19 protein-coding genes are annotated in these 22,883 nt (G+C 59.8%); 4 read left to right on the plus strand and 15 right to left on the minus strand.

All coding sequences use genetic code 11. The features are described from left to right. Positions 1–95: 95 nt before the first annotated feature. The gene (locus I6L40_RS10240; RefSeq protein ID WP_041209881.1) at positions 96–896 is read right to left on the minus strand and encodes a transporter substrate-binding domain-containing protein; all 801 of its coding nucleotides are present in this window, start codon (positions 894–896) and stop codon (positions 96–98) included. A gap of 499 nt (positions 897–1,395) precedes the next feature. Here I6L40_RS10240 and I6L40_RS10245 point away from each other — a divergent pair, with 499 nt between their 5' ends. Further along, positions 1,396–2,532 (plus strand): GGDEF domain-containing protein, encoded by a 1,137-nt coding sequence (locus tag I6L40_RS10245; RefSeq protein ID WP_216995378.1) that lies wholly within the window; start codon positions 1,396–1,398, stop codon positions 2,530–2,532. Between the two features lie 18 nt (positions 2,533–2,550). On the opposite strand, the gene I6L40_RS10250 is transcribed toward I6L40_RS10245, so the two are convergent. From I6L40_RS10250 to I6L40_RS10285, 8 genes are all read right to left on the minus strand, one after another. Then, positions 2,551–3,885, minus strand: coding sequence for an MFS transporter (locus tag I6L40_RS10250; RefSeq protein ID WP_216995379.1), 1,335 nt, complete (start codon positions 3,883–3,885; stop codon positions 2,551–2,553). A gap of 27 nt (positions 3,886–3,912) precedes the next feature. Continuing rightward, positions 3,913–5,433 (minus strand): signal transduction histidine-protein kinase/phosphatase UhpB, encoded by a 1,521-nt coding sequence (gene uhpB, locus I6L40_RS10255; protein ID WP_216995380.1) that lies wholly within the window; start codon positions 5,431–5,433, stop codon positions 3,913–3,915. Next, positions 5,430–6,020 (minus strand): transcriptional regulator UhpA, encoded by a 591-nt coding sequence (gene uhpA, locus I6L40_RS10260; protein ID WP_033114395.1) that lies wholly within the window; start codon positions 6,018–6,020, stop codon positions 5,430–5,432. The genes uhpB and uhpA overlap by 4 nt, the downstream gene beginning before the upstream one ends. Positions 6,021–6,201: 181 nt before the next feature. Next, on the minus strand, positions 6,202–6,597 hold the full coding sequence (gene rnk, locus I6L40_RS10265) for a nucleoside diphosphate kinase regulator (RefSeq protein ID WP_005334070.1): 396 nt from the start codon (positions 6,595–6,597) through the stop codon (positions 6,202–6,204). Positions 6,598–6,823: 226 nt separating this feature from the next. Beyond that, complete coding sequence (locus tag I6L40_RS10270; RefSeq protein ID WP_216995381.1) at positions 6,824–7,555, minus strand: ABC transporter substrate-binding protein; 732 nt, start codon at positions 7,553–7,555, stop codon at positions 6,824–6,826. Positions 7,556–7,631: 76 nt separating this feature from the next. Next, the gene (locus I6L40_RS10275; RefSeq protein ID WP_216995382.1) at positions 7,632–8,315 is read right to left on the minus strand and encodes a hypothetical protein; all 684 of its coding nucleotides are present in this window, start codon (positions 8,313–8,315) and stop codon (positions 7,632–7,634) included. A gap of 50 nt (positions 8,316–8,365) precedes the next feature. Continuing rightward, entirely contained in the window at positions 8,366–9,760 is a 1,395-nt protein-coding gene (locus I6L40_RS10280) for an alkaline phosphatase (protein WP_216995421.1), read from the minus strand. 23 nt (positions 9,761–9,783) lie between these two features. Beyond that, positions 9,784–11,181: an alkaline phosphatase gene (locus tag I6L40_RS10285; RefSeq protein ID WP_216995383.1), complete on the minus strand. Its 1,398-nt coding sequence runs from the start codon at positions 11,179–11,181 to the stop codon at positions 9,784–9,786. Between the two features lie 332 nt (positions 11,182–11,513). Here I6L40_RS10285 and ylqF point away from each other — a divergent pair, with 332 nt between their 5' ends. Beyond that, the gene (gene ylqF, locus I6L40_RS10290; RefSeq protein WP_203977751.1) at positions 11,514–12,464 is read left to right on the plus strand and encodes a ribosome biogenesis GTPase YlqF; all 951 of its coding nucleotides are present in this window, start codon (positions 11,514–11,516) and stop codon (positions 12,462–12,464) included. Between the two features lie 294 nt (positions 12,465–12,758). Continuing rightward, on the plus strand, positions 12,759–13,907 hold the full coding sequence (locus tag I6L40_RS10295; RefSeq protein ID WP_216995384.1) for an MFS transporter: 1,149 nt from the start codon (positions 12,759–12,761) through the stop codon (positions 13,905–13,907). Positions 13,908–14,041: 134 nt separating this feature from the next. On the opposite strand, the gene I6L40_RS10300 is transcribed toward I6L40_RS10295, so the two are convergent. From I6L40_RS10300 to dinG, 4 genes are all read right to left on the minus strand, one after another. Then, complete coding sequence (locus I6L40_RS10300) at positions 14,042–14,938, minus strand: histone deacetylase (protein WP_071911606.1); 897 nt, start codon at positions 14,936–14,938, stop codon at positions 14,042–14,044. Between the two features lie 82 nt (positions 14,939–15,020). Next, positions 15,021–15,680, minus strand: coding sequence for a DUF2057 domain-containing protein (locus tag I6L40_RS10305; RefSeq protein WP_071911604.1), 660 nt, complete (start codon positions 15,678–15,680; stop codon positions 15,021–15,023). A 17-nt stretch (positions 15,681–15,697) separates the two neighbouring features. Beyond that, a complete protein-coding gene (locus tag I6L40_RS10310) occupies positions 15,698–15,841 on the minus strand; it encodes a hypothetical protein (RefSeq protein ID WP_158025281.1) in 144 nt (47 codons plus the stop codon). After that, a complete protein-coding gene (gene dinG, locus I6L40_RS10315) occupies positions 15,838–17,910 on the minus strand; it encodes an ATP-dependent DNA helicase DinG (protein ID WP_071911602.1) in 2,073 nt (690 codons plus the stop codon). Before dinG ends, I6L40_RS10310 begins: the two co-directional genes overlap by 4 nt. 400 nt (positions 17,911–18,310) lie before the next feature. Between dinG and I6L40_RS10320 the strand changes: the two genes are divergently transcribed. Then, on the plus strand, positions 18,311–19,348 hold the full coding sequence (locus tag I6L40_RS10320) for a porin (RefSeq protein ID WP_216995385.1): 1,038 nt from the start codon (positions 18,311–18,313) through the stop codon (positions 19,346–19,348). Between the two features lie 950 nt (positions 19,349–20,298). Here the strand turns inward: I6L40_RS10320 and tyrA are convergent. Continuing rightward, positions 20,299–21,426 (minus strand): bifunctional chorismate mutase/prephenate dehydrogenase, encoded by a 1,128-nt coding sequence (gene tyrA, locus I6L40_RS10325; protein ID WP_071911598.1) that lies wholly within the window; start codon positions 21,424–21,426, stop codon positions 20,299–20,301. 70 nt (positions 21,427–21,496) lie between these two features. Further along, a complete protein-coding gene (locus tag I6L40_RS10330) occupies positions 21,497–22,570 on the minus strand; it encodes a 3-deoxy-7-phosphoheptulonate synthase (protein WP_071911596.1) in 1,074 nt (357 codons plus the stop codon). Positions 22,571–22,883: the final 313 nt, after the last annotated feature.

Here is a 22,883-nt window from a genome sequence, read left to right on the forward strand (position 1 = left end):
TGTCTTGTCGGTTTGGGTGTGTGCACAGTCACAACCTCTTCTCGTTATTGTGTGGGGTGTTGCGAGAGGGGGCGGCAAGGCGCCCCCTTTTGAGGTTATTTGAGCTGACTCAGCCAGGCGTTGGATTCGAACCACTTCTTGTAGAGGCGGTCGTAGCTGCCGTCGCCCTTGATTTGGCGCAGGTAGTTGTTGAACCAGTTGAGGGTGTCCTGATCTCCTTTGCGGATGGCCCAGGCCAGCGGCTCGAAGGTGAATGGCTTGTCGAGGTGTACCACGGCGCCCTTGTTCTGGGAGGCGAAGATGGCGTTGTAGGGCAGGTCGTAGACGAAGGCATCGACCTTGCCGTTGATCACTTCCAGCTTGGCGTCATCCTGGGTTTCAAACTGCAGCAGGGTGGCTTTCGGGATGAGGCGCTTGACCGCCTGCTCGCCGGTGGTGCCGAGCTTGACCGCAATCTTGTATTTCGGGTCGTTGAGGTCGGTGAAGGATTTGATCTCGGCAGCCTTGTCCTTGCGCACCACTATGGTTTGGCCGACCACGATGTAGGGATCGGCAAAGTTGACCCGCAGGTTGCGCTGCGGAGTGACGGTCATACCGCCCATGATGACGTCGAACTTGTTGGTCAGGAGCGCGGGAATGATGCCGTCCCACGCGGTGTTGACGAACTCGACCTTCACGCCCATCTCCTTGGCGACCATCTTGGCAAGATCGACGTCAAAGCCGATGTACTGGCCCTGTTTGTTGGTCATCTCGAAAGGTTGATAGCCGGCGTCGAAGCCAACCCGCAGCACACCGCGCTCCAGCACGGCATCCAGGGTTGAGGTGGGGGTAGTGGCGGGGGCGGCGGTCGCCAGCCCGCAGAAGAGCAGGGTAGAAAGAATCAGTTTTTTGATCATGGGTGACGTCTCTGTCGATGTTGTGTTCGGCCTTGAACCTGATCCCGTGCGACTCCGTGGCACAAGAGACTGCTGCATCCGGCAACAGGCAAGACAGGATGAATGTCTTGGGTCGGGGGAAAGCCCCATATGGGATGCTATGAATCGAAATTGAGCGAAAAATGTACCAAAAACCAATTGTGTCAGAATACTCAATAGGTTAGAGACGCTTTTTGCTCACCGCTTCACTCATAAAATCACACGAAAACAACATATCTATCTAACGTGGCCGGTTCAAGCCCAAATTGTGTTCAATACCTTTTGTTACATATGATGGGGTTCGCTTGTGACTTGTTTTGTACTCTGACGTTTTCTGTACCTGCGGTGGTGCGATCCCGACAGGGAAAGCAGGCCACAGAGACAGTAAACAATATGTTTTTATTGTGAAAACAGTCAGTCCCCTCTGGGTCTTGGCAAACGCTTCTCATATACTCAGTTACCTTCTGAAACTGGTTCTTGTATGGCGCTCTCACTGCTGCTGAAACTGGACGTTTTTACCCTGATGCTGATGGCGCTGGGTGGCTACAGTCTTGGCTTTATCACCCTCTCCATCATCTGGTCTACCCACAGGGAGATCCCCGGTATCGGTTACTGGTGGTGGTCTGCACTCTGTGCGCTGGTGGCCCAGACGCTCTTCTCGTTGCAGGCATTTTTCCCCAGCCCATCCGGCATCTGGCTGGCCAACACCCTGATCACGCTCTGCATCGCGCTGATGCCGCTGGCGCTGCAGCGCTTTTTCGGCCAACCCCCGAACTGGCGTGCCGGTGTGCTATTCATGCTGGTCTATCTGCTGATCCTGAGCTGGTGCATCGTGAAGGGGGGGATGGAGTCCCGGGTGATGCTGGCCTGCCTGAGCTACATGGTGCTGGGGGCGGTGATCGTCTATCTGGTCTGGCGTCACGGCTACCCCGACTATTTGCCGGCGGTGATGGTCTTTACCGTGGTCAACATCCTGCTCTACGCCTTCTACCTGATGCGGCTCTGGTTCCTGTGGCAGGACAACGTGCAGATGCTGATGGATAAGAGCGGGGTCAATGTGTTGCCCTTCCTCTCCATGCTGATGGGGAGCTATCTCTCCACCTTTGGGGTGCTGCTGCTCTGTACCCAGTACCGGGCGCTGGCGCTGCACCAGCAGGCGAGCCACGACCCTCTCACCGGCCTGCTCAACCGGCGCGGCTTTATGGAGCAGCTGAAGCAGCAGAAGTTGGGTGACGGCGGCGCGCTGGCCGTACTCGACATCGATGATTTCAAGCAGATCAATGACCAGTATGGCCACGAGGTGGGTGATCGGGTACTGGCCGAGCTCGGCGCCTATCTGGGTAGTCAGCCCGATCTGATGTGCAGCCGTTTCGGTGGCGAGGAGTTTGTGCTGCTCTTCTCGCAGCCCGGTGTGCTGGCGCTGCAGCGCTGCGAGGGATTGCTGGAGGCGGTCGCGAACCGTGACATGGGCGGCCTCTCCATCACGGTCAGCATGGGGCTCTCCCACTGGCACGGGGAGTGGCACTTTGATCCTCTGTTCACTCAGGCCGACCATGCGCTCTATTGCGCCAAGCGGCAGGGCAAGAACCGGGTCTGTCAGGCTGGTCGGGAGGCGTAACTCCCGCTCAGTCCGGTATCACATAGTGTCGGCAGGTTTGAGGCGCGGTGCCTGCGCCTTGAGGAAGGGGAGCAACAGCAGGGCCGAGACGCCCGCCGCCACCGAGATCACCACGAAGAAGCCGTTCCAGTGCCAGATCTCCATCACCTTGGCCAGCGGATAGCCTGACAGCGCCGCCCCCATGTAGGCAAACAGGCCGACAAAGCCGGTGGCCGCTCCCGCCGAGTTTTTGTGAGAGCACTCCGCCGCCGCCATGCCGATCAGCATCTGGGGGCCGAACACGAAAAAGCCGATGGTGAAGAAGCAGGCTGCCTGCATCACGTAGCTGAAGAAGGGCATCAGCCAGAGCGATCCCACCGCCAGCAGGATCCCCACCGCAAAGATGAGGTTCATCGGGCCACGGTTGCCGTTGAACAGCTTGTCCGATCCCCAGCCCGCCACCAGGGCACCGATAAAGCCCCCCACCTCGAACATGGAGATGGCCGAGTTAGCGCTCATCAGATTGAAGCCGCGCTGCTCGGTCATGTAGAGGTTGCCCCAGTCGTTGATGGCGGTGCGCACCACATAGACCAGCACGTAACAGCAGGCCAGCAGCCAGATATAGGGGTTGCCGAGCACATATTTGCGCAGGATCTGGCGATGGGAGAGCCCGGCATCCTGAGTCTGCTGGGCCAGCTCCATCGTATCCTTGCGCCACTCGCCCACCGACGGCAGTCCCATGGCTGCCGGGGTATCCCGCAGCCGCCAGCAGAGCAGCAGACCGGCCGCAATGGCGATAAGGCCGGGCACTATCATGCCGTAGCGCCAGCCATGCTGCAGGGCCAGGGTGCTGACGATAAGGGGGATGAGCGCCCCGCCGGCATTGTGGGCTGTGTTCCAGGCCGACCACCAGACACCCCGCTCACTGCGCGAATACCAGCTGGTGAGCAGCTTGGAGCAGGGGGGCCAACCCCAGCCCTGAAAGAAGGCGTTGGCCACCCAGAGGGCGGCAAACATCCAGAGTGCGGACGAGAGGCCGAACAGGATATTGATGACGCCGGTGGCCATCAGCCCGATCCCCATGAAATAGCGCGGGTTGGCGCGGTCACTGATGATGCCGGAGAAGAACTTGGAGCAGCCGTAGGTGATGTAGAACAGGGTCCAGAGCATGCCGATGTCTGACTTGTCCAGCATGCCGCTCGCCAGCATGTCCGGCATGGCGAAGTTGAAACTCTTGCGGGTGAAGTAGAAAACCGCATAGCCCAGATACATGGTGAGCAGCAGATGCAACCGCCAGTGACGATAGGTGGCGTCGATCTCGGCCTGCTCGCGGATCGGCGGTTGCGCCGGTGCGCTTCTCATAAAGCTCAGCATGGGGCTCCTCCCTGATGAAGGACGAGGTTACTCATGGTTCTCCTCCCGTTTGCGGCAGGGGAGATTGACCGTCAACTGGGTGCCGTGGACGCAGGAGAGCTGCAAGGTGCCTCCCAGCGCCTGCACCCGCTCGCGAATACCGAGCAGACCATAGCCCTGCGCCGTGCGGCTTTGCGGCAGGCCGCGACCATCATCCTCCAGCACCAGTTGCAGCTGTTCTTCACCGTGCCGCGTCCGGATTGTCACCGAGTGGGCGTTGGCATGCTTGACCACGTTGTTGAGCCCCTCCTGACAGACCCGAAACAGGGTGACCCGCTGGGCATCGGAGAGATCGCTGTCCGCCAGCTGCCACTCCAGCCGGGTGACGATGCCGTGGCGCTCCAGCTCCAGCTCTCTGAGCAGTGCCCGCACCGCCTGCTCCAGGGTCATGTCGTCGAGCTGGCGCGGGCGCAGGCGACCGAGCAGACCGCGCACCGCGTCGTAGATGCCAAGGGAGAGGGTATCGATCAGGGCGCTGCTCTGACCCACTCCCGCATTGTCGGGGGCGAGGCGGCGCACTATGCCGGCCTGGGTACGAATGGCGGTGATGGTCTGGCCGATGTCGTCGTGCAGCTCGCGCGCCACCTCCTTGCGGATGCTCTCCTCGGTCTCCAGCAGTCGCTCGGTGAGCTGGCGATTGTGGGCAAGTTGGCGAGTCAGCGCCTGATTGAGCTCGCGCTGGCGCTGGATCCCGGCGCCCAGCAGCAGGCCAGTGAGACTCTGGGCCAGCAGGGAGAGCAGCAGATCGAGGGGATGATCGTGCCAGGCCTGGCTCGCCAGCAGGGCGATGGTGTTCATCAGGGTGGCGAGCAGCGCCCCCTGCCAGCCGTAGCGCCACGCCATGGCGATGATGGGGATGGCCAGACAAAACGGGGTGAAGCGCACCAGCGAGTTGGGCAGCCCCAGCTGCAGCCAGAGGCTCAGCACGAACAACAGCAGATACCAGACCAGATGGCGAAAGCGCCAGTCTACCGGCTGATCCACCAGTGCAGGGCCGAGCGGCACCCAGGTGGCGCGGGTTAGGTAGTGCCAGATCAGCATGCAGGTGGAGGTGAGGGTGAGCCCGCCGGTGAGGGTGAGCAGCAGGGCCGAGAGGCCATCTTCTCCCGCCAGATGCCAGAGCAGGGATTGCAGCAGGGCTGCCACCGAGACGGTGGCGAGCAGCAACAGCAGTTGCTGCCAGTCGTTGCGCACCGGCTGGCGGCGGGCAATCAGCAGCGGCAGCAGGGTGAGCATGCTGCCGATCAGCAACCACTGCCAGTGGGGCAGCCCGACCTCCAGATTGATCCAGTAGAGCAGCCCCCCTTCGCAGAGCAGCAGCGGCAGCCAGTAGCGACCGGGACTTTGCAGCAGCAGGCCGAGACGCAGGCCGAAGGGGAACAGCAGCACCGCCAGTGCCGGGCCGCCCGCCAGATGCAGGCTGATGCTCCACAGACAAAACCAGCCGGCGGCAAAGATGAAGCAGGCCGCCAGCGTGATGGCGACATAGCTGGCAAGACGGTGGATCACCAGCTATCCAGCATGCGGTGGGCCAGCTCGACGTTGTTGCTGACCTTGAGCTTGTCCATCAGGTTGGCGCGGTGCACATGCACCGTCTTGGGGGAGAGGCCAAGCTGCTCGGCGATGCTCTTCACCTCCAGCCCCTGCGCCAGCAGCTGGGCAATCTCCCGCTCCCGGTTGGTGAGGGGATCCCGGCTGCTGCTGGCCAGCTTCTGGGCGATGTCGGGGGTGAGGTAGCAGCCGCCGAGTGCGGCAGTGCGCACTGCGGCGATCAGCTCGTCCGGGCTGCAGCGTTTGGAGAGAAATCCCTTGGCACCGGTTTGCAGCGCCTGCTCGATGAGGGCGGGGCTGTCGTGTACCGAGAGCATCACCACTGCCAGACCGGAGGGGAGCTGCTTGAGCAGATCCAGCCCCGACTGGTCGGGCATCGAGATGTCGCAGACGCAGACCCGGGCGCCACTGCCGGGCAGGCCGGCCAGCGCCTCGCTGGCGGAGCCAAATTCGGCGACCACCTGCAGGTCGGGCTCCAGATTGAGCAGTTGGGCAAAACCGGAACGGACGATCTGATGATCGTCGATGAGGGCAATGTTTATCATGATGTCAGCCTGAAATTCGGTGCGTCATGACCATGACGCGGCCAACAAGATACCTGCCCCCCGAGTCAGGCTCAAGGGGCGGGGGGGAATAGGGGGAAAATCGACCCGATAAGCAGGGGAAGCTTGATCGGGATCAGGCTGGGCGGGCTGGCCTCCCGGGTTGGCCTGCCCGCAACCGGGTTCAGCGGTGCAGCTCGCCGGCACGCTCCGGCTGATAGACCACTTCAAGGATCTCCACCTCGATGGTGCGACCGGCCGGGCCGGGCCAGGCGATGCTGTCGCCCACTTTCAGACCAAGCAGGGCGCTGCCCACCGGTGCCAGTACCGAGATGTTGCTCTCGTCACCCTTGGCATCGCGCGGGTAGACCAGGGTGAGGCAGAACTCGTTGCCGCTGCTCTGCATCTTGAAGCGTACCTTGCTGTTCATGGTGACGACATCGGGCGGCATGTCGGCCGGTTCGCGGATCTCGGCGCGATCCAGCTCCTCTTGCAGGGCAAGGTGCTGGGGATGGTTGCCGAGCAGTTGTTCAATCCGATCCAGGTCAAGGCTGGAGATAACGAGATGCGGTTGTTTCATAAGATAATCCTTATCAATAGCTTACAGGGCCAAGCCCACTCACGCAGGCTGGCCATCACAAGGGTGTCGAGAGATCGAGAAAGTGCCATGCCCCCAAGCGACTCGCGGCCGAAGGAGCGAGGCGGGGGCTCAGCAGGGTGTGAGCTTGTGAGAGGAAATAGTGAATCTTTTCATGGGGCTACCATAACCATTCTGGACGGCTTTGGCAATTATCCTGACAAATTTGTCAGGGGGCCTGGTAATCGTACTGCTTGATGATGCGGGCCAGACTGCCGTCATCGCGCATGGCGGCGATGGTGTCGCGCCAGCGTGTTGCCTCTTTGGCTGGAAAATGGGGGCTGGCCGCCAGGTAGAGCGCAGCCTGTTTCAGCGTTTCGCCGCGCACCAGATCCGTCAGCGGCAAGCCTGCCTGCAGCTGGTTGTAGCGGGCGCTGTTCCAGGCCACCGCCCAGCCCTGAATGCGGCCACGAGCCAGCTTGCTGGCGTTGTTGACCTCTTCGGCCACCTCTTCCTGTTTGATCCGTTTGAACGGGAGCAGCAGGCTCTGGCCATAGGAGCTGCGCATCACGCCGATGGTGAGACCGGGCAGTTCGCCGGTTGTCAGCGGTTGGGGATGGTGCTGACGATGAGTCACCAGCACAAAGGCCTCGTCCAGCAAGGGGGCAATCCAGAGAAACAGCGGCTCGCGCTGGGGGCTTCTCACCGGCGGCACCAGCAGCACATCCTGCCGGTGCTGGGTCTGGCTGAGGGCGCGAGCCAGCGGCATCAGCTCGATAGTCAGCGGCTCCTTGAGGCGACGGGCCGCCTCCTCCAGCACCTCTATGGCCATGCCGCTCGGGGCGCCCTGATGAGAGCGGATCACGTAAGGGGGAATTTCAGCTGCGACCACCACCATGGCCCGGGCGTGAAAGGCAGGCAGGAGCGAGGTGCAGAGCAGCAGGAGCAAGGGGAGACGCATGGCAGACCTGATCCGGGATGAGTACACAGAGTGTAACATCCCGCAGAGACAAGTCAGCCCGCTATGGAGCCTCATCTCAATCGAAGAAGTCCCGCAGATCGAGCGTCTGATACCCCTCCAGCTGCTGCCAGGGCAAATTCTTGGGCAGCGTTTTTAGGGTCACCTCCATCCGGTAGCTGCGATAGCCGTCGAGGCTCGCCGACTCCACCACCAGCGGCAGCTGCCAGCGACTCGACCAGAGGATACGGGTGTGCTGGTTGCCCTCGCGTTTTTCATACCAGCACGCCTGTTCGGGGGCCATCTCATCAAGGGGCGTCATCTCTTGCAGCAGGGCCGGATTGATGAGGTGGCGGATCCGCGGCCAGTCGGGTTTGAAAGCCACCTGACCGTACTCCTCCTCCGGTACCTCCACCAGCTGGTTGTGCCAGCTGTCGGCGTAGCGCAGTTGCAGCATCCCCTGCTGGTCGCGGGTTACCCAGCGCGCCGCCATCTGGTGGGTAAAGTGCTTGTGGCCCGGGGTGGCATCGTGAGCCGCGTGGTAAGCACGGGCAAGGGGCAGCGGGATGAGCCGCTGGCTCCACACCTGATCGCCAACCCGCAGCCACTTCTCCTGCCACTGGCTCTCCTTGCTGATGCCGTCGCTGCTGGTCACCCTGTCCTGATAGCGGATGCGGGCGGCCAGATCGGGGACTTCATCGGCAAGGAGGGGAAAAAAGAGGCTGCTGGCGAGCAGCCACAACGGAAGTAAATATCGCATCATGAGTGATCGCTCGAACGAGCAGGGCCCGGCTCCTCGCCGGGCCCTGCCGTTTACAGGCCGAGCGCCTCCTTCAGCTTGCCGAACACCCGGGTGTTGTCCAGCGTCCCCTTGAAGCGGCTGCTGCCGGCGCCGTCAGCAAACAGCATCACATCGCCGCCGCCGTGGGTCTCGGAGCCGAGCTTGACCCCGGTCTCTTGCAGGTAGTCGTCCGCCATCACCTGATCGCTGGTGAGGGTGGGGCGCACGTCGGGACGGTTGGGGCCGTTGCCGAACACCAGGGTGGTGAACGGCTTGCCATCCACGTCGTTCTGGGTCGAGCCGTCGCCATTTTTGACCAGATCCAGCACCTTGTTGCCCTTGGCGGAGTAGCCGTTGATGGTCATGGTGTGGTCATGGTCGGCGGTGACCACGATCAGGGTATCTTTCAAATCCACCTTGCCGAGCGCCGTCTTGACCGCGTCGTCCAGCGCCACCGCGTCGGTGAGCGAGCGCTTGGCATTGGTGCCGTGCAGGGCGTGATCGATACGGCCCCCTTCCACCATCAGGAAGTAACCCTGACTGTTCTGGCTCAGCAGATCGATCGCCTTGGCGGTCATCTCGGAGAGCGACGGCTGGGTATTGGCTGCCCCCTTGGCGACCCGATCCAGCTCGTAGTCGAGGTGGGATTTGGCGCTGAACAGGCCGATGAGCTTGCCGCTCTCGACCTTGGCAAGGTCAGTGCGAGTGGTGACGTAGCGATAGCCCTGAGCGGTCAGCTCGGCGGTGAGATCCCGCCCGTCGGCACGGCCGCCCTTGTTGCTGGTACCGTTGTAGGGCGTCCAGTGGTTGGCGCCGCCCCCCATCAGCACATCAACCCCGTTCCCCAGAGCCTGGTTGAAGCCGGCGCCGCCCGGTACCGCCTGTGCGGCGATGGCGTAGGCGGCATCCCGATGGCAGATGTGGGAGTAGGTGGCCGCCGGGGTGGCATGGGTCAGCTCGGTGGTGGTGACAGCCCCCACCGACTTGCCCGCTGCTTTGGCCAGCTCGAGAATGGTGGGCACCGGCTTGCCGTTGTCGCTGGCGCAGTTGTTGACGCCCTTGTTGCCGTTGGCGTCCTTGCCGGGGGCGACGGCCTTGGTGTCGCTGCTCATGGCGATCACCTCGTTGTTCATCTTGACCCCGGTGGTGTAGGCCGCCATGGAGGGGGCCGAGTCGGTGGTCTGGGCATCGTTGGAGAAGGTCTTGATGCGGGCGCTGCGGGCCAGCTTCATCATCTCCAGATTGCCCTCTTCCCCCACCTTGTAGAGACGGGTAGCGGTGAGCACGGTGGGGCCCATGCCGTCACCGATAAACAGGATGACGTTCTTGGCATCGGCGGCCTGTGCCTGGGTCGCGCCACAGAGGGCGGCCAGCAGGGCCGTGCTGACCAGGGTTTTATGCAGGTTCTGCTTCATGGATTGGTTGATGGCTCTTTTCATGGGAATGCTCCTTACAGCCCGGCCGCAGCCTTGACCTTGCCAAACACGGCGGTGTTGTCGAGTGAGCCGTGGAAGCTCTCCGCTCCCCGACCGATGGCGCCGAGGAAGACGTCGGTGCCGCCGTGGGTCTCGTTGCCGATTTCACCCACCTTGACCACTACCTCCTGGTGATAGTCGCTGGCGGAGACGGTGGCGTCATCCAGCGGTGCCACGCTGCTGCGCGGCCCGTCCACCCGGTTGTAGCCGTTGCCAAAGCCGATGATGGTGTAGGGCATGCCGTCGGCATCCTTGCTCGGCTCGCCGGTTTCATAGTTCTTCACCAGCCCGAGCACGCCGGGGTTGTCGGCGGTGGTCTTGCCGGTACGCTTGGCGTAGCCGTTGAGTACCAGAGTGTGGTCATGGTCGGCGGTGACCACGATCAGGGTGTTTTTCAGCTCGGGATCAGTTTTCTTCACCTCGTCGAGGGTCGCCTTGATGGCGTTGTCGAAGGCGAGGGTGTCCTGCAGGGCACGCTTGGCGTTGGTGTCGTGCAGGGCGTGGTCGATGCGGCCCCCTTCCACCATCAGGAAGTAACCTTGTTTCTTGTCTTTGAGCTGCTTGATGGCGGCCAGGGTCATCTGGGCCAGGGAGGGCTCGCTGGCGGGGCGATCCAGGTCATATTTCATGTGGCTTGCGCCAAACAGCCCCAGTAGCGGCTTGCCCGCCTCGGCCTTGTTCAGCTCGTCCAGATTGCCGGCAAACTGGTAGCCCTTGGCCTTCATCTCGGAGATGAGGTTGCGGCCATCCTCGCGCTTGCCCTTGTCGGCCTTGGGCAAGAAGAAGCTGCTGCCGCCGCCGAGCACTACGTCTATCCCCCCTTTAAGGGCGCTGTTGTAACCGGCTCCGCCGGGTACCAGCTGGGCGGCGATGTCCGCTTCCAGATCCCGGTTGCAGAGGTGGGCATAGGTGGCAGCCGGGGTGGCGTGAGTCACCCGGGTGGTGGTGACCACGCCGGTGCCGCGGCCGGCGGCCTTGGCCAGCTCCAGCAGCGTGGTGACCGGCTTGCCGGCGCTCTTGCTGCAGTTGCTCTCCTGAGTGGCGTCGCTGTCCATGCTGATGACGCCGTTGTTGCTCTTGATCCCGGTCATGTAGGCGGACATGGAGGGGGCCGAGTCGGTTACCTGAGAGTCGTGAGAGAAGGTCTTGATGAAGGCCGTCTCCGGCAGGGTATCGATGGTTAGGCTGCCCTCTTCACCGACGCCGTAGATGCGGGCGGCGGTCAGGGTGTTGAGCCCCATGCCGTCGCCAAGGAAGAAGATCACGTTCCGGGCGCCAGAGCCGGGTTTGTTCTCCTGCGAGTTGTTTTCTGAGTTGCAGCCGGCGACCAGTGCGGCCCCCATCATCACTGCAACACCTGCCATTTTTTTCATCGAGGTTCGCTCCTTGTAAAACCTGAGCGCAGCCTAGAGGTCGCAGATGACACTTTTAGTGAGAGTGAATGACAATCCGGTGAAAGTGATATCTGAATGTGATGTTGTATCAATAACTTATCTATCAATAATCGGGCTCTGCAGCGCAGCCTGCTAAGGCTGACAAACGGGAGGAAATCTGGCCGGTTTAGGACCTGCGGGCTAGAATGGCCTGTCAAATCGGGGCGGGTGCAGGTAAAATGCGCCCCCTTGCGACGCCCTGCGTCCACCACCGCTCGCCGCTCGCTTCATTGCAAGCCCGCGCCCGCAGTCCCTAGATGAGAGTAACGGATATGTCCATCAACTGGTTCCCCGGTCACATGCACAAGGCCCGCAAAGAGATTGCCGAGGTCATGCCCCAGGTCGATGTCATCATCGAAATGCTCGACGCCCGCATCCCCTTCTCCAGCGAGAACCCGCTGGTGCCCGAGCTGCGTGGCGATACTCCGGTGATCAAGGTGCTCAACAAGGCGGATCTCGCCGATCCCGAGATCACCGAGCTGTGGGTGGCCCACATGGAAAAGGAGAAGGGGATCAAGGCGTTGCCCCTGACCCAGCAGGAGCCCGAGAAGATCAAGCAACTGCTGACCCTCTGCCACGAGATGCTGCCGGAGCGCAATCTGGAGCTGCGCGGCGTGCGCGCCATGATCATGGGTATTCCCAACGTGGGCAAATCCACCCTGATCAACACCCTGGCCGGGCGCATCATCGCCCGCACCGGCAACGAGGCGGGGGTAACCAAGTCCCAGCAGCGGATCAAGCTCGACAACCACGTCATCCTGACCGATACCCCGGGCTTTTTGTGGCCCAAGCTCAACCCGCCCTCCTGCGGTTATCGGCTGGCCATCACGGCGGCTATCAAGGATACCGTCTATGACTATGCGGACATCGCCATGTTCGCCGCCGATTACTTCCTCAAGGCGTATCCGGAGCGGGTCAAGGCGCGTTATCAGATTGAAGAGCTGCCCGAGACCGAGATCGAGCTGCTGGATCTGATCGCCCGCCAGCGCGGCTTCATGCGCAAGGGGGGGCTGGCGGATCTGCACAAGGCGTCCGAGATCCTGGTCAACGAATTCCGCTCGGGGATGCTGGGCCGCATCTCGCTGGAGACCCCGGAGATGGTGAGCGTAGAAATCGTGGAAGCTGATGCCGAGGCCGAGCAGAAGGCCAAAGAGAAGGCGGAGCGGGAAGAGGAGCGCCAGGCGCGGGCTCGTCGCAAGTACGCCAAGAAGCGTCAGCGCTAACCGGCATTGAGCTCGGTATTAAAGAAGAGGCGGCCCACGGGGCCGCCTCTTCTGTTTATGGCCGCAAAAGCGAGCCAAGGTGGCCGAAGGGGGTGATTTTCAACTGACCATATCCCGGTTTTATGGCCAAATCTCTCGTTAATCAAAAGGATACCGCTGGCGTTAAATAGGGGCATATCACGCAGCAATCACTGCGTGCAACAAAACCTTGCGACTTGGCTGCAGCGCCGATTGACAATGGATTTGGCAGTGGCATGATGCGCTCGCATTTTGACTCTCCTCACGGTTCTACCCATGACCACATACACCCGGCCAGTGCTGTTGCTGCTCTGTGGCCTGTTGCTGCTGACCCTCTCCATCGCGGTGCTCAATACTCTGGTGCCGCTCTGGCTGGCCCATGACAATCTGCCGACCTGGCAGGTAGGCATGGTCGGTTCCTCCTATTTCAGCGGCAACCTGCTGGGAACCCTGCTGGCGGGCACCCTGATCAAGCGCTTTGGCTTCAACCGCAGCTACTACCTCTCCTCCGTTATCTTTGCCGCAGGTTGTATCGGGCTCGGTATCACCCTCGGTTTCTGGAGCTGGCTCGCCTGGCGATTCATTGCCGGTATCGGCTGCGCCATGATCTGGGTGGTGGTGGAGAGCGCACTGATGTGCAGCGGCAACGCGCACAATCGGGGGCGACTGCTGGCCGCCTACATGATGGTCTACTACCTGGGGACAGTGCTTGGGCAACTGCTGGTCAGCAAGCTGCCGACCGGCCTGATGGACGTGCTGCCCTGGGCGACCGGACTGGTATTGGCGGCGATTCTGCCGCTGTTGTTCACCCGCATCGTCAGTGAGGGCAGCGAAGCACAGGGAACGACCCGGGTCTGGCCGATGCTACGGCTGCGGCAGGCGCGGCTCGGGGTCGATGGCTGCATCATCTCCGGCATTGTGCTGGGGTCGCTCTATGGCCTGATGCCGCTCTACCTCAATCATCAGGGGGTGAGCGATGGAGAGATCGGCTACTGGATGGCGGTGATGGTGAGTGCCGGCATTCTGGGGCAGTGGCCGGTCGGCCGTCTGGCGGATCGCTTCGGGCGTCTGCCGGTATTGCGGGTGCAGGTGCTGGTGGTGATCCTGGGTTGCGCAGCCATGCTCGGCGGCGTGGCGATGGGGCCGGCCCTGTTTATCCTGGGCGCTGCCGGTTTTACTCTTTATCCGGTGGCCATGGCTTGGGCCTGCGAGAAGGTCGAACACCATCAGCTGGTGGCGATGAATCAGGCACTGCTGCTGAGCTATACCATCGGCAGCCTGCTCGGCCCAGCCTATACTGCGCTCCTGATGCAGCACCTTTCGGACAACTTGCTCTTCATCATGATCGCCGGCGTGTCGTTTATCTATCTGCTGATGCTGCTGCGCCCCATGGGGAAACATCCTACGCCGGTGGCCCACGCCTGAACGAGAGCAGCAGGGCGCCATCCTCGATTCCCGAATAAGGGATAAATACGGCGCAATGACGCGCGATATAACGCAGAGGCGGCCCTTGAGCCGCCTTGTTGTTGTCTGCAACGGTGGTTATCAGAGATTAACGGCTAGCCGTAACGCTTTTTTGCCTCTGCAAACAATGACATATGCAGCGGGATCAACTGCTGCCAGTCGCGCCGGTAGCCACCACCCGGTACGGCTGCAATGGGCAAGCCGTGCTGCCGAGCGCACTCAAAGACCATGGCATCACGCAGGCGCACTCCCTCATCGCTCAAGGCGAGATAGCCAAGCTCGTCGCCCCGGTGTACGTCCACGCCAGCCTGATAGAGGATGAGGTCGGGGGTGTAGAGCCGCAGCGCCAGGTTGAGCGCCTCTGCCAGCGTGGTGAGGTAGGCATCGTCCACCATGCCGCTTGGCAGAGGGAAATCCATGTGGGAGGCGGGTTTGTGACGGGGGAAGTTGTGCTCCCCGTGCAGGGAGAGGGTAATGATGTCCCGCCGCCCTTGGCACAGGGCTGCGCTGCCATCCCCTTGATGGACATCAAGGTCGATGATCAGCACCTGCTCGCAGCGTTTTTCGTCCAGACAGGTCTGGGCGGCGATCACCAGATCGTTGAAGAGACAAAAGCCGCTGCCAACATCCCGGTGAGCGTGGTGATAACCGCCGGAGATTTGCAGGCCGCAACCCTGATCCAGGGCGTGGCGGCTGGCGGCAATGGTGGCACCCACCGAGCGCAGGGTGCGTTCAATCAGCAAGGGAGACCAGGGAAAACCAAGCTGGCGGATGGCGCTCGCATCGAGGGTGCCGGCGAGGGCCGCTTCAACATAAGCCGTATCATGCACGCTCTCTATCTGTGCGCGGCTGGCGGGCGCTGCCTCAGCCAGTGGATAGCAGAGGCTGCCAAGGTGCTCAAACAGCGCTTGATACTTGGCCAGCGGGAAGCGATGGCGCTCCGGCAGGGCCAGGGCAGAGTAGAGGGGGTGATAGAAGATGCGCAGTGACATGACGGCAGGGCCTTTGCAGATATGAAAAAGGGGAGCTTGGCTCCCCCTTGTCTCTCCCGGCGATGCGGGATGAATCATCCAATTACTGCTGCTGGATAACCCAGATCTGGAACGCTTTGCGGGTCTCCGCATCAGCCTTGTTGTACCAGTTTTGCAGCTGGGTCAGGGCTTCCGGATTGCTCTCGGCCTTGCTCGGCGCTACCTGTACCGGTGCGCTGGCGGCAGCCATAACAGCAGCAGAGGAGATGGCGACAGTCTTGGGCTGGTTGAATGCCTTGCCCATATTGATCAGCTCTTGCTGGTAGTCACGAGTCAGCTGGAAGCCTTCGACTTTCGGCATCACGAACTGCTCGCTGGCCACGGTCTGACCGTTGGCGGCGTCTTTCAGAGCGACTTTCTGATCCTTGACAAACTGCTTGGCTTCCATTTCATTGCGGGGCTTTTTGAAGTCCAGCACCAGCTTCTGGTTGTCGGCGGCAGTAAAGTTGAGCACCAGCGGTTCGGCAGTTACCAGCTTGATGTCGTTGCGGCTTGAGTAGTTTCCTTCAAAAGCAACAACCAGCTGATGCTTGCCAGCGCTGAGCGGGAAAGTGCTGGTTTTGTCGAGCAGTTTGGGGTTGATCGGTTGGCCGTCGATCAGCTGGGCAACATAAGGGGCACTTACTTCGACCTGGGTATTGGCCAGAGCGCTACCCGCAAACAACAGACCAGCCAGTGCCGGTACCAGAACAGTCAGTTTCATTTCATCTCCTTGAACAGTCAGACGATTGCCTGCTGAAAACAGGGGCTCATTTTTACAGGTTTGGCCCACTGCGGCAATTGCTCTTTGAGTTGGTCAAAATCAACCCAGATATCATCTTTTTTCTCATTAGGATTGAGTAGCACCGTGATTAGGTTTGTCATTCAATATGCCGTTTGAACGGGGGCAGGGCATCGAGCAGCCCCTTGCCATAGCGTTTGGTCAGCAGGCGACGATCGAGAATTGTGACCCGTCCCCGATCGGCCTCCTTGCGGATCAGGCGACCACAGGCCTGAATGAGCTTGCGCGATGCTTCCGGCACCGTCAGTTGCAAAAAGGGATTGCCGCCCCGCTTCTCGACCCACTCGGCGGTGGCCTCTTCCACCGGCGAGTTGGGCACCGCAAACGGCAGCTTGGTTATGACCAGGTTGGTGAGGTAGTGACCGGGCAGATCCAGCCCCTCGGAAAAGCTGCCGGTACCGAACAGGATGCTGGCCTGACCGCCGTCGCACTTCTGCTTGTGCAGGGTGAGCAGGGCGTTACGGGAGGCTTCGCCCTGTACCAGCAAAGAGAGTCCCTTTGCCCTGAGACCAATGGCCACCTCGTTCATCTGCCGGTAGGAAGAGAAGAGCACCAGGCTTGCCTCTTTACCTGCCAGCAGGCGTGGCAGGGCGCTAATCAGCTCGTCGGTAAAGGCTGGGGAGTTGGGCTCATGGGCCATCTTGGGCAGATAGAGTTCGGCTTTCTGGTAATCAAAGGGGGAGCGCAGGCGCAGATAGCGGGTGCCGTCGTGCTCCTTCAAACCCACCTGGTGGCGGAAATAGCTGAAGGAGGAGAGGGCGGTCAGGGTGGCCGAGACCAGTACGGCGCCAAGGCACCTGGACCAGAGCCACTCTTCCAGCAGATAACCCACCTCGATAGGGGAGGCATGCAGCCAGATGTCACCATCGTCACTCTTGGCCATCCAGCGGGCGAGCGGGGTCTTCCCCTCGGGAATATGGCGCCCCAACATCTCCCACAGGGCGCAGAAACTCTCCAGCCGCTGCAGATGAAAACCGCTCTCGGCCAGTAGCGGCTCGGCCTCTTTGCGACGGATCTCGCCATCTTTCATGGCTTCACCGATGGCTGCCTGCATTCTGTCCAGCGCTCGCAGCGCCTTCTTGCTCGACTCCTTGAGATTTTCCGCCAGCATCGGCAGCGGGTCTGGCAATACTCCTTCGCCAAAACGGTAGTGCATCTCGCTGCCAAACAGCCGGTCATTGCTGGCGAGCCACTGCTCCACCGCCTTGAGGTCGGGTTGAATTGAGGCGAGGGCATCCTGCAACTTCAATTGCGGGTCGATGAGGCTCTCTTTATTGAGGGTACGAGTCAGCTTGCCGGCACTTTGCACCAGTTTTTCCAGCCAGCGGCGCGAGCCTTTGACGCTGGCCGAGGAGGCGCCGTGATCGCGGGCGATGGTAGGCAGGTGGTGCGCTTCGTCCAGCACATAGATGCACTCGTCGGGTGGCGGCAGGATGATGCCGCCACCCATGGTGAGGTCAGAGAGCAGCAGCGCGTGGTTGACCACCAGCACGTCGGCCGCATCCATGTCGTTGCGGGCGCGGTGGAAGGGGCAGTGTTGATGATGGGTCAGCGCTTTGTTGCAGGTGTGGCGATCGGCGGCGATACGATCCCAACAAAGGTCGGGAATGGGTTTGGGCCAGTTGTCCCGATCACCATCCCACTTGCCTTCGGTGTAGGCCTGCCATAGCGCCTGATAGCAACTCTTGTCGGCTTCGGACGGCTTGTGTTTGCTCAGGGCGCCGAAGTCGAATTCGAAGTTGGCCATCTCGCTACCGCTTGCAGCCTGCTCCAGCAGATGTTCGCAGCAGTAGCGCTGGCGCCCCTTGACCAGCATAAAGCGAAACGGCAACTCGCTGTGGCGGTGATAGAAGGGGAGATCCTTGTGGATCAGCTGCTCCTGCAATGCCACGGTGGCGGTGGAGATCACCAGCTTTTTCTGGGTCAATCTCGCGACGGGGATCGCTCCCTGAGCATAGGAGAGGGACTTGCCGATACCGGTGCCCGCCTCGGCCACCAGAATACGGCGCTGTTTGTCATACTCCCCGGTCAGCGTCTTGGCTATCTCGGCAACCAGAAAATTCTGTTCTTTACGCGGCACAAAACCGGGCAAGCCATCCGAAATCTGGCGGTAGGTTTGACGAATGGTGGCTTTGAGGCGAGTTGACAGCATAAAGAGGAGGCCAGTTTGGTTGTTGCGCGGGGAAAGGCCAAGGATACCCGTATCCCCTTGTCGGGGTCGAGGGGCGCTCTTTCATCACCCTCATTTCGCACTGGTCTGATGAGGTTGGTTGTTTATCAGGGAGTTAGCTGCAATTACCTAAAAAACAGGCTGTGCAAGTATAAAAAAACAGCAAAAAGCATTGTAAACGTTTTCCTTTGGTGGGTAGACAATGTGAGAGCTGGCTCACATTTCTGCCTCGGTGACTATGCTTTTCATAAAAAGTTCCAAGTTTTTTCGTTGCGGTTGTGAAAACCCGGTGCTAGTCTCGCCGTCATAGTGATGCAAAGTACATCGCTAACACAGGGAATAACAAAGACTTAGTGTTTAATTACAGTAGGCATTGGAAACTATGAGAAAGACAATTCTGGCTATTGCTATCCCGGCTCTGTTTGCGTCCGCAGCTAACGCAGCTGTGATCTATGACAAAGACGGTACCAATTTCGACGTATACGGCCGTGTACAGGCTAACTACTATGGCGATGCTAACGACAAACCAGCTGAGCTGGTTGGTTCTACTCGTCTGGGTTGGTCCGGTAAAGTAGCTCTGAACAATACTTGGGCGGCTATCGCCAAGACCGAATGGCAGGTAGCTGCCGAAAACTCTGGTAGCAAAACTAGTGATATCGACCCGCGTCATATCTATGCCGGTTTTGACGGTTCTCAGTACGGTAAGATCATCTTCGGTCAAACCGACACTGCCTTCTACGACGTTCTGGAGCCGACCGATATCTTCAACGAATGGGGTGATGCCGGTAACTATTACGATGGTCGCCAAGAAGGTCAGATCATTTACTCCAACGCTATCGGTGGCTTCAAAGGCAAAGTTTCCTACCAAACCAATGATGATGTTGCTGTTGTAGTAACTGACGTCGGTCAGAAAGTTAAAGAAGATGCTGTTTGGGGTAAAGACGTTAAGCGTAAGAAAGCTTATGCCGCAGCAGCTGGTTATGACTTCGATTTCGGTCTGGGCTTCAATGCAGGTTATGCATACTCTGACTTGCAAAATAAAGTCAACGGCCAAACTGGTAAGAAAGACGAGTGGGCTGTTGGCGCACACTATGCAATCAATGGCTTCTACTTCGCAGGTGTTTACACCGAAGGTGAAGTTAAGAACAAGAGCTCAGGCGTGAAAGATGAAGGCCGCGGCTACGAGTTCGCTGCCTCTTACAACGTAGATGCGTGGACCTTCCTTGCTGGTTATAACTTCAAAGAAGCCAAAGAGAATGCCCAGAAGGCAGGCTCTAGCTACAAAGATCAAGTTGACGAAACCCTGCTGGGTGTTCAGTACGCTTTCACTCCGAAGCTGAAAGCCTACACCGAGTACAAAATCCAGGGTATCGAGAAGCTGGACGACGAGTGGACTGTTGCTCTGCAGTACAACTTCTAATAAGAAGTTGCTGACAAGCGATATCCAAGCTTGAGTCTTTGACCAAGCGATAAAATGGCCGGATTGATATCCGGCCATTTTCTTTTTGGCCTCTTGCTGTCTTGGTGGCGATTGAATGGGTGGCTGGGTAAGCCATATTGCTGCCCAAGTTGCCAAAGCTGTTGTCACGATTAATCTCTCCTGCTCCTGCTCCTGCTCCTGCTCCTGCTCCTGCTCCTGCTCCTGCATCTCATCAATGTATTCAGGCTAACAGGCGTTACGTTCTGTTGAGTGAACCGCCCAAGCTCGGGCACGGCCTCTATCCGGTGGAGAATGGCTGCGAAGGAGCTGGGGGAGAAATATATGTGCGGTATAAACAAAAATTTGGTCATTTGGTGAAAATGCATAAATTAAATTTATGGCGATCTTCTCGGCCTGTTGACGGGGTTTGGAGCGTTACGCTCAACGTAGTGAGGGGGCTGGCCGACCTTAAAGGGTTGTCTGATTGAGAAGCTGTTGGACGGACGTCATCGCTTTTCGTGTATCTGCAATGGTTTAGTCCACCTCAGATCTGTGGCAGAAGAGGCCAATAGCCGATATGGCTGATTGGGCCTGTGGCTTGGCCGTTCGGTTGTATTGCAATTCGATGTTTGATTGCCGATTGCCGATTGCCGATTGCCGATTGCCGATTGCCGATTGCCGATTGCCGATTGCCGATTGCCGTCAGATGGATAGCAAGCGAGCGACCATTGGCAGTAGGCAAGAAAACCGATGTCGCTATTTTCAGTTGATGTGCTGGTAAGGGAAGAGTGCGGTCTGCAACAGGATCACCAACCTGCGTTTAGGCCAGGGCTTTTGGATGGCGAGTCAAGAAATGGAGAGCCAAGAAACAGCGTGGCAATTAAGGGCGTATCAATAAAAAGGGAAGATGAGAGGCATCTTCCCTTGGCAATCGATTGGTGCAGGCTCGCTCAGCTGTGCTGGCGGCGATCGTTGGCTTGTGCCAGCAGGGTGCGGCTTTCACGCAGGAACTGGTCGGCATGGTCACCAAAGAAGCCGGAAACCTGGCTGAAAGCTTCAATAAAACCGTCCCTGTCTCCACGCTCCAGCAGACCCAGCGCCTCACCGAAGTTCTGGTAGTAGCGGCGGATCATCGCGAGGTTCTGTGGCGACGACAAAATGATGTCGGCATAGAGGTGGGGATCCTGGGCAAACAGCCGCCCCACCATGGCCAGCTCCAGCCGGTAGATGGGGGAGCTCAGCGCCAGCAGCCGCTCCAGATTGGCTCCTTCCCGCGAGAGGTGCCAGCCGTAGGCAAAGGTGGCAAAGTGGCGCAGCGCCTGGATAAAGGTCATCGCCTCATCGTGGGCTTTGGCTTCCACTTGCTGCAGGCGGGCGCCCCAGATGGTCATCTGCTCCAGCAGCCACTGGCTGGCGGCAGCGTCACGTCCCTGACAGCAGACGATCACCTGCTTGGCGAGACTCGCCACATCCGGTCCGAACATGGGGTGCAGCCCCAGCACAGGCCCCCGGTGTACTGCCAGCATGTGCTCGAGCGGCGCTGATTTGACGCTGGTGACATCCACCAGCAGGCAATCTGCGGGCAGGTTGCCGAGCCGGTCGATGATCTGGCAGGTGATGTCGATGGGCACCGCTACCATCACCAGACCGGCTCCGGCGAGGATCTCGTCAGCGCGCGGCCAGTCGGCCTGTTCGAGGGTATCGACGTGATAGCCCGAGAGGGTGAACATATGGCCAAACAGGCGGCCAAGCTGGCCCTGACCACCGATGATCACCACCTTGCCCAGATCCGGCTTCATGCACTTGAAGCCGGTATCTTTTTCACTGGCGTAAGATTCGCGCATCACTCGGCGCAGCACGTCTTCGATGAGGTCACCCGGTACGCCCAGTGCCTCGGCTTCGGTACGGCGGCGGGCCAGCATGCTGGCCTCCCGATCCGGTGCATAGATGGGCAGGCCGTGGCGGCTCTTCACTTCGCCCACTTCTCCCACCAGCGCCAGACGGGCTGCCAGCAGATCGATCAGCTGCCGGTCTACCACATCAATCTTGTCCCTGAGGGCATTCAACTCTTCAGCCATCTTCAGTCCCTGTGGGTGCCGCCAGCGGCAGCACCTTGTGATTCAATATGTTGCATCAAGATATCACGGCTTAACCGCCAGTTCTGCTCTTGAGTGGCGCCGCCAGCTGGCTGTGGCAACGGGCCAGCAGCGCCTCTGTGGTCTCCCAGTCGATGCAGGCATCGGTGATGGAGACACCGTAGCGCATCTCGCACTTGGGTTGCTCGCTCGACTGGTTGCCCTCATACAGGTTGGATTCGAGCATCACCCCGATGATGGAGCGGTTCCCCTCCAGGATCTGGTGGATGACGTTGTCAGCCACCTTGGGCTGCAGACGGTGATCCTTGCTGGAGTTGCCGTGGCTGCAATCCACCACCAGCCCCGGTTGCAGGCCCGCTTTTTCCAGCGCCTCTTCCGCCAGCGATACATTGACCGAGTCGTAGTTGGGATGTTTGCCACCGCGCAGGATCACATGGCCATCCGGGTTGCCCTGGGTCTGCAACAGCGCGACCTGGCCCTGCTGGTTAATGCCCATAAAGGCGTGGGGAGAGGAGGCCGATTGCAGGGCGTTGATAGCAGTGCCCAGATTGCCGTCGGTGCCGTTCTTGAAGCCGACCGGCATGGAGAGGCCGGAGGCCATCTCCCTGTGGGTCTGGGATTCGGTGGTGCGGGCGCCGATGGCCGACCAGGAGAAGAGCTCGGCCAGGTATTGCGGGCTGATGGGGTCGAGTGCTTCGGTCGCCAGCGGCAGCTCCATCTCGGCCAGCGAGCAGAGCAGCTCGCGGGCACGGTGCAGCCCCAGCTCTACGTCGAAGGTGCCATCCAGATTGGGATCGTTGATAAAGCCCTTCCAGCCCACCGTGGTGCGGGGTTTCTCAAAGTAAACCCGCATCACAATGTAGAGAGAGTCCTGATAGGCATCATGCAAGGCCTTGAGTCTGGTTGCGTACTCTTTGGCGGCCTCCATGTCGTGAATGGAGCAGGGGCCGCAGATCACCAGCAGGCGGTGGTCACGGCGGTGGATGATATCGGCGATGGTATTGCGGGCCCCTTGCACGAATGCCAGCGCCTTGGCGGAGATAGGTAATTTCTCCTTGAGCTGGGCAGGCGTGATCATCACTTGTTCGGACTGGATATGGATGTTGTTCAGGGGATCTCTTTGCATGATGTCGTTCTCTCTGGACTGAATTCTAAAAGCAATCGTACATTTATGTTTACATTGGTACGTGCTTTGTTACGCAACCGCCCTCACCTTACCAAGTAAAAACAAACAATCAAGTGAAACAAGCGGGTTTACTGCCATTTATGCAGATAAAAACGCGTTGACATAGTCGTTATGGTAATAAAATAGCGAGGCATCGCGTGATGGGGAGTAGTTTTTGTAATTAAATGTTTACGGTTGCGCAAGGGGGAGGGCAAAAGAAGCATAAAGGGGAGCTGGCTCGACAGCGAAGAGAAACAAGAAAGGGGCCCTGATG

Source organism: Aeromonas sp. FDAARGOS 1410 (genome assembly GCF_019048745.1).
Taxonomy (GTDB): Bacteria; Pseudomonadota; Gammaproteobacteria; order Enterobacterales; family Aeromonadaceae; genus Aeromonas; species Aeromonas jandaei.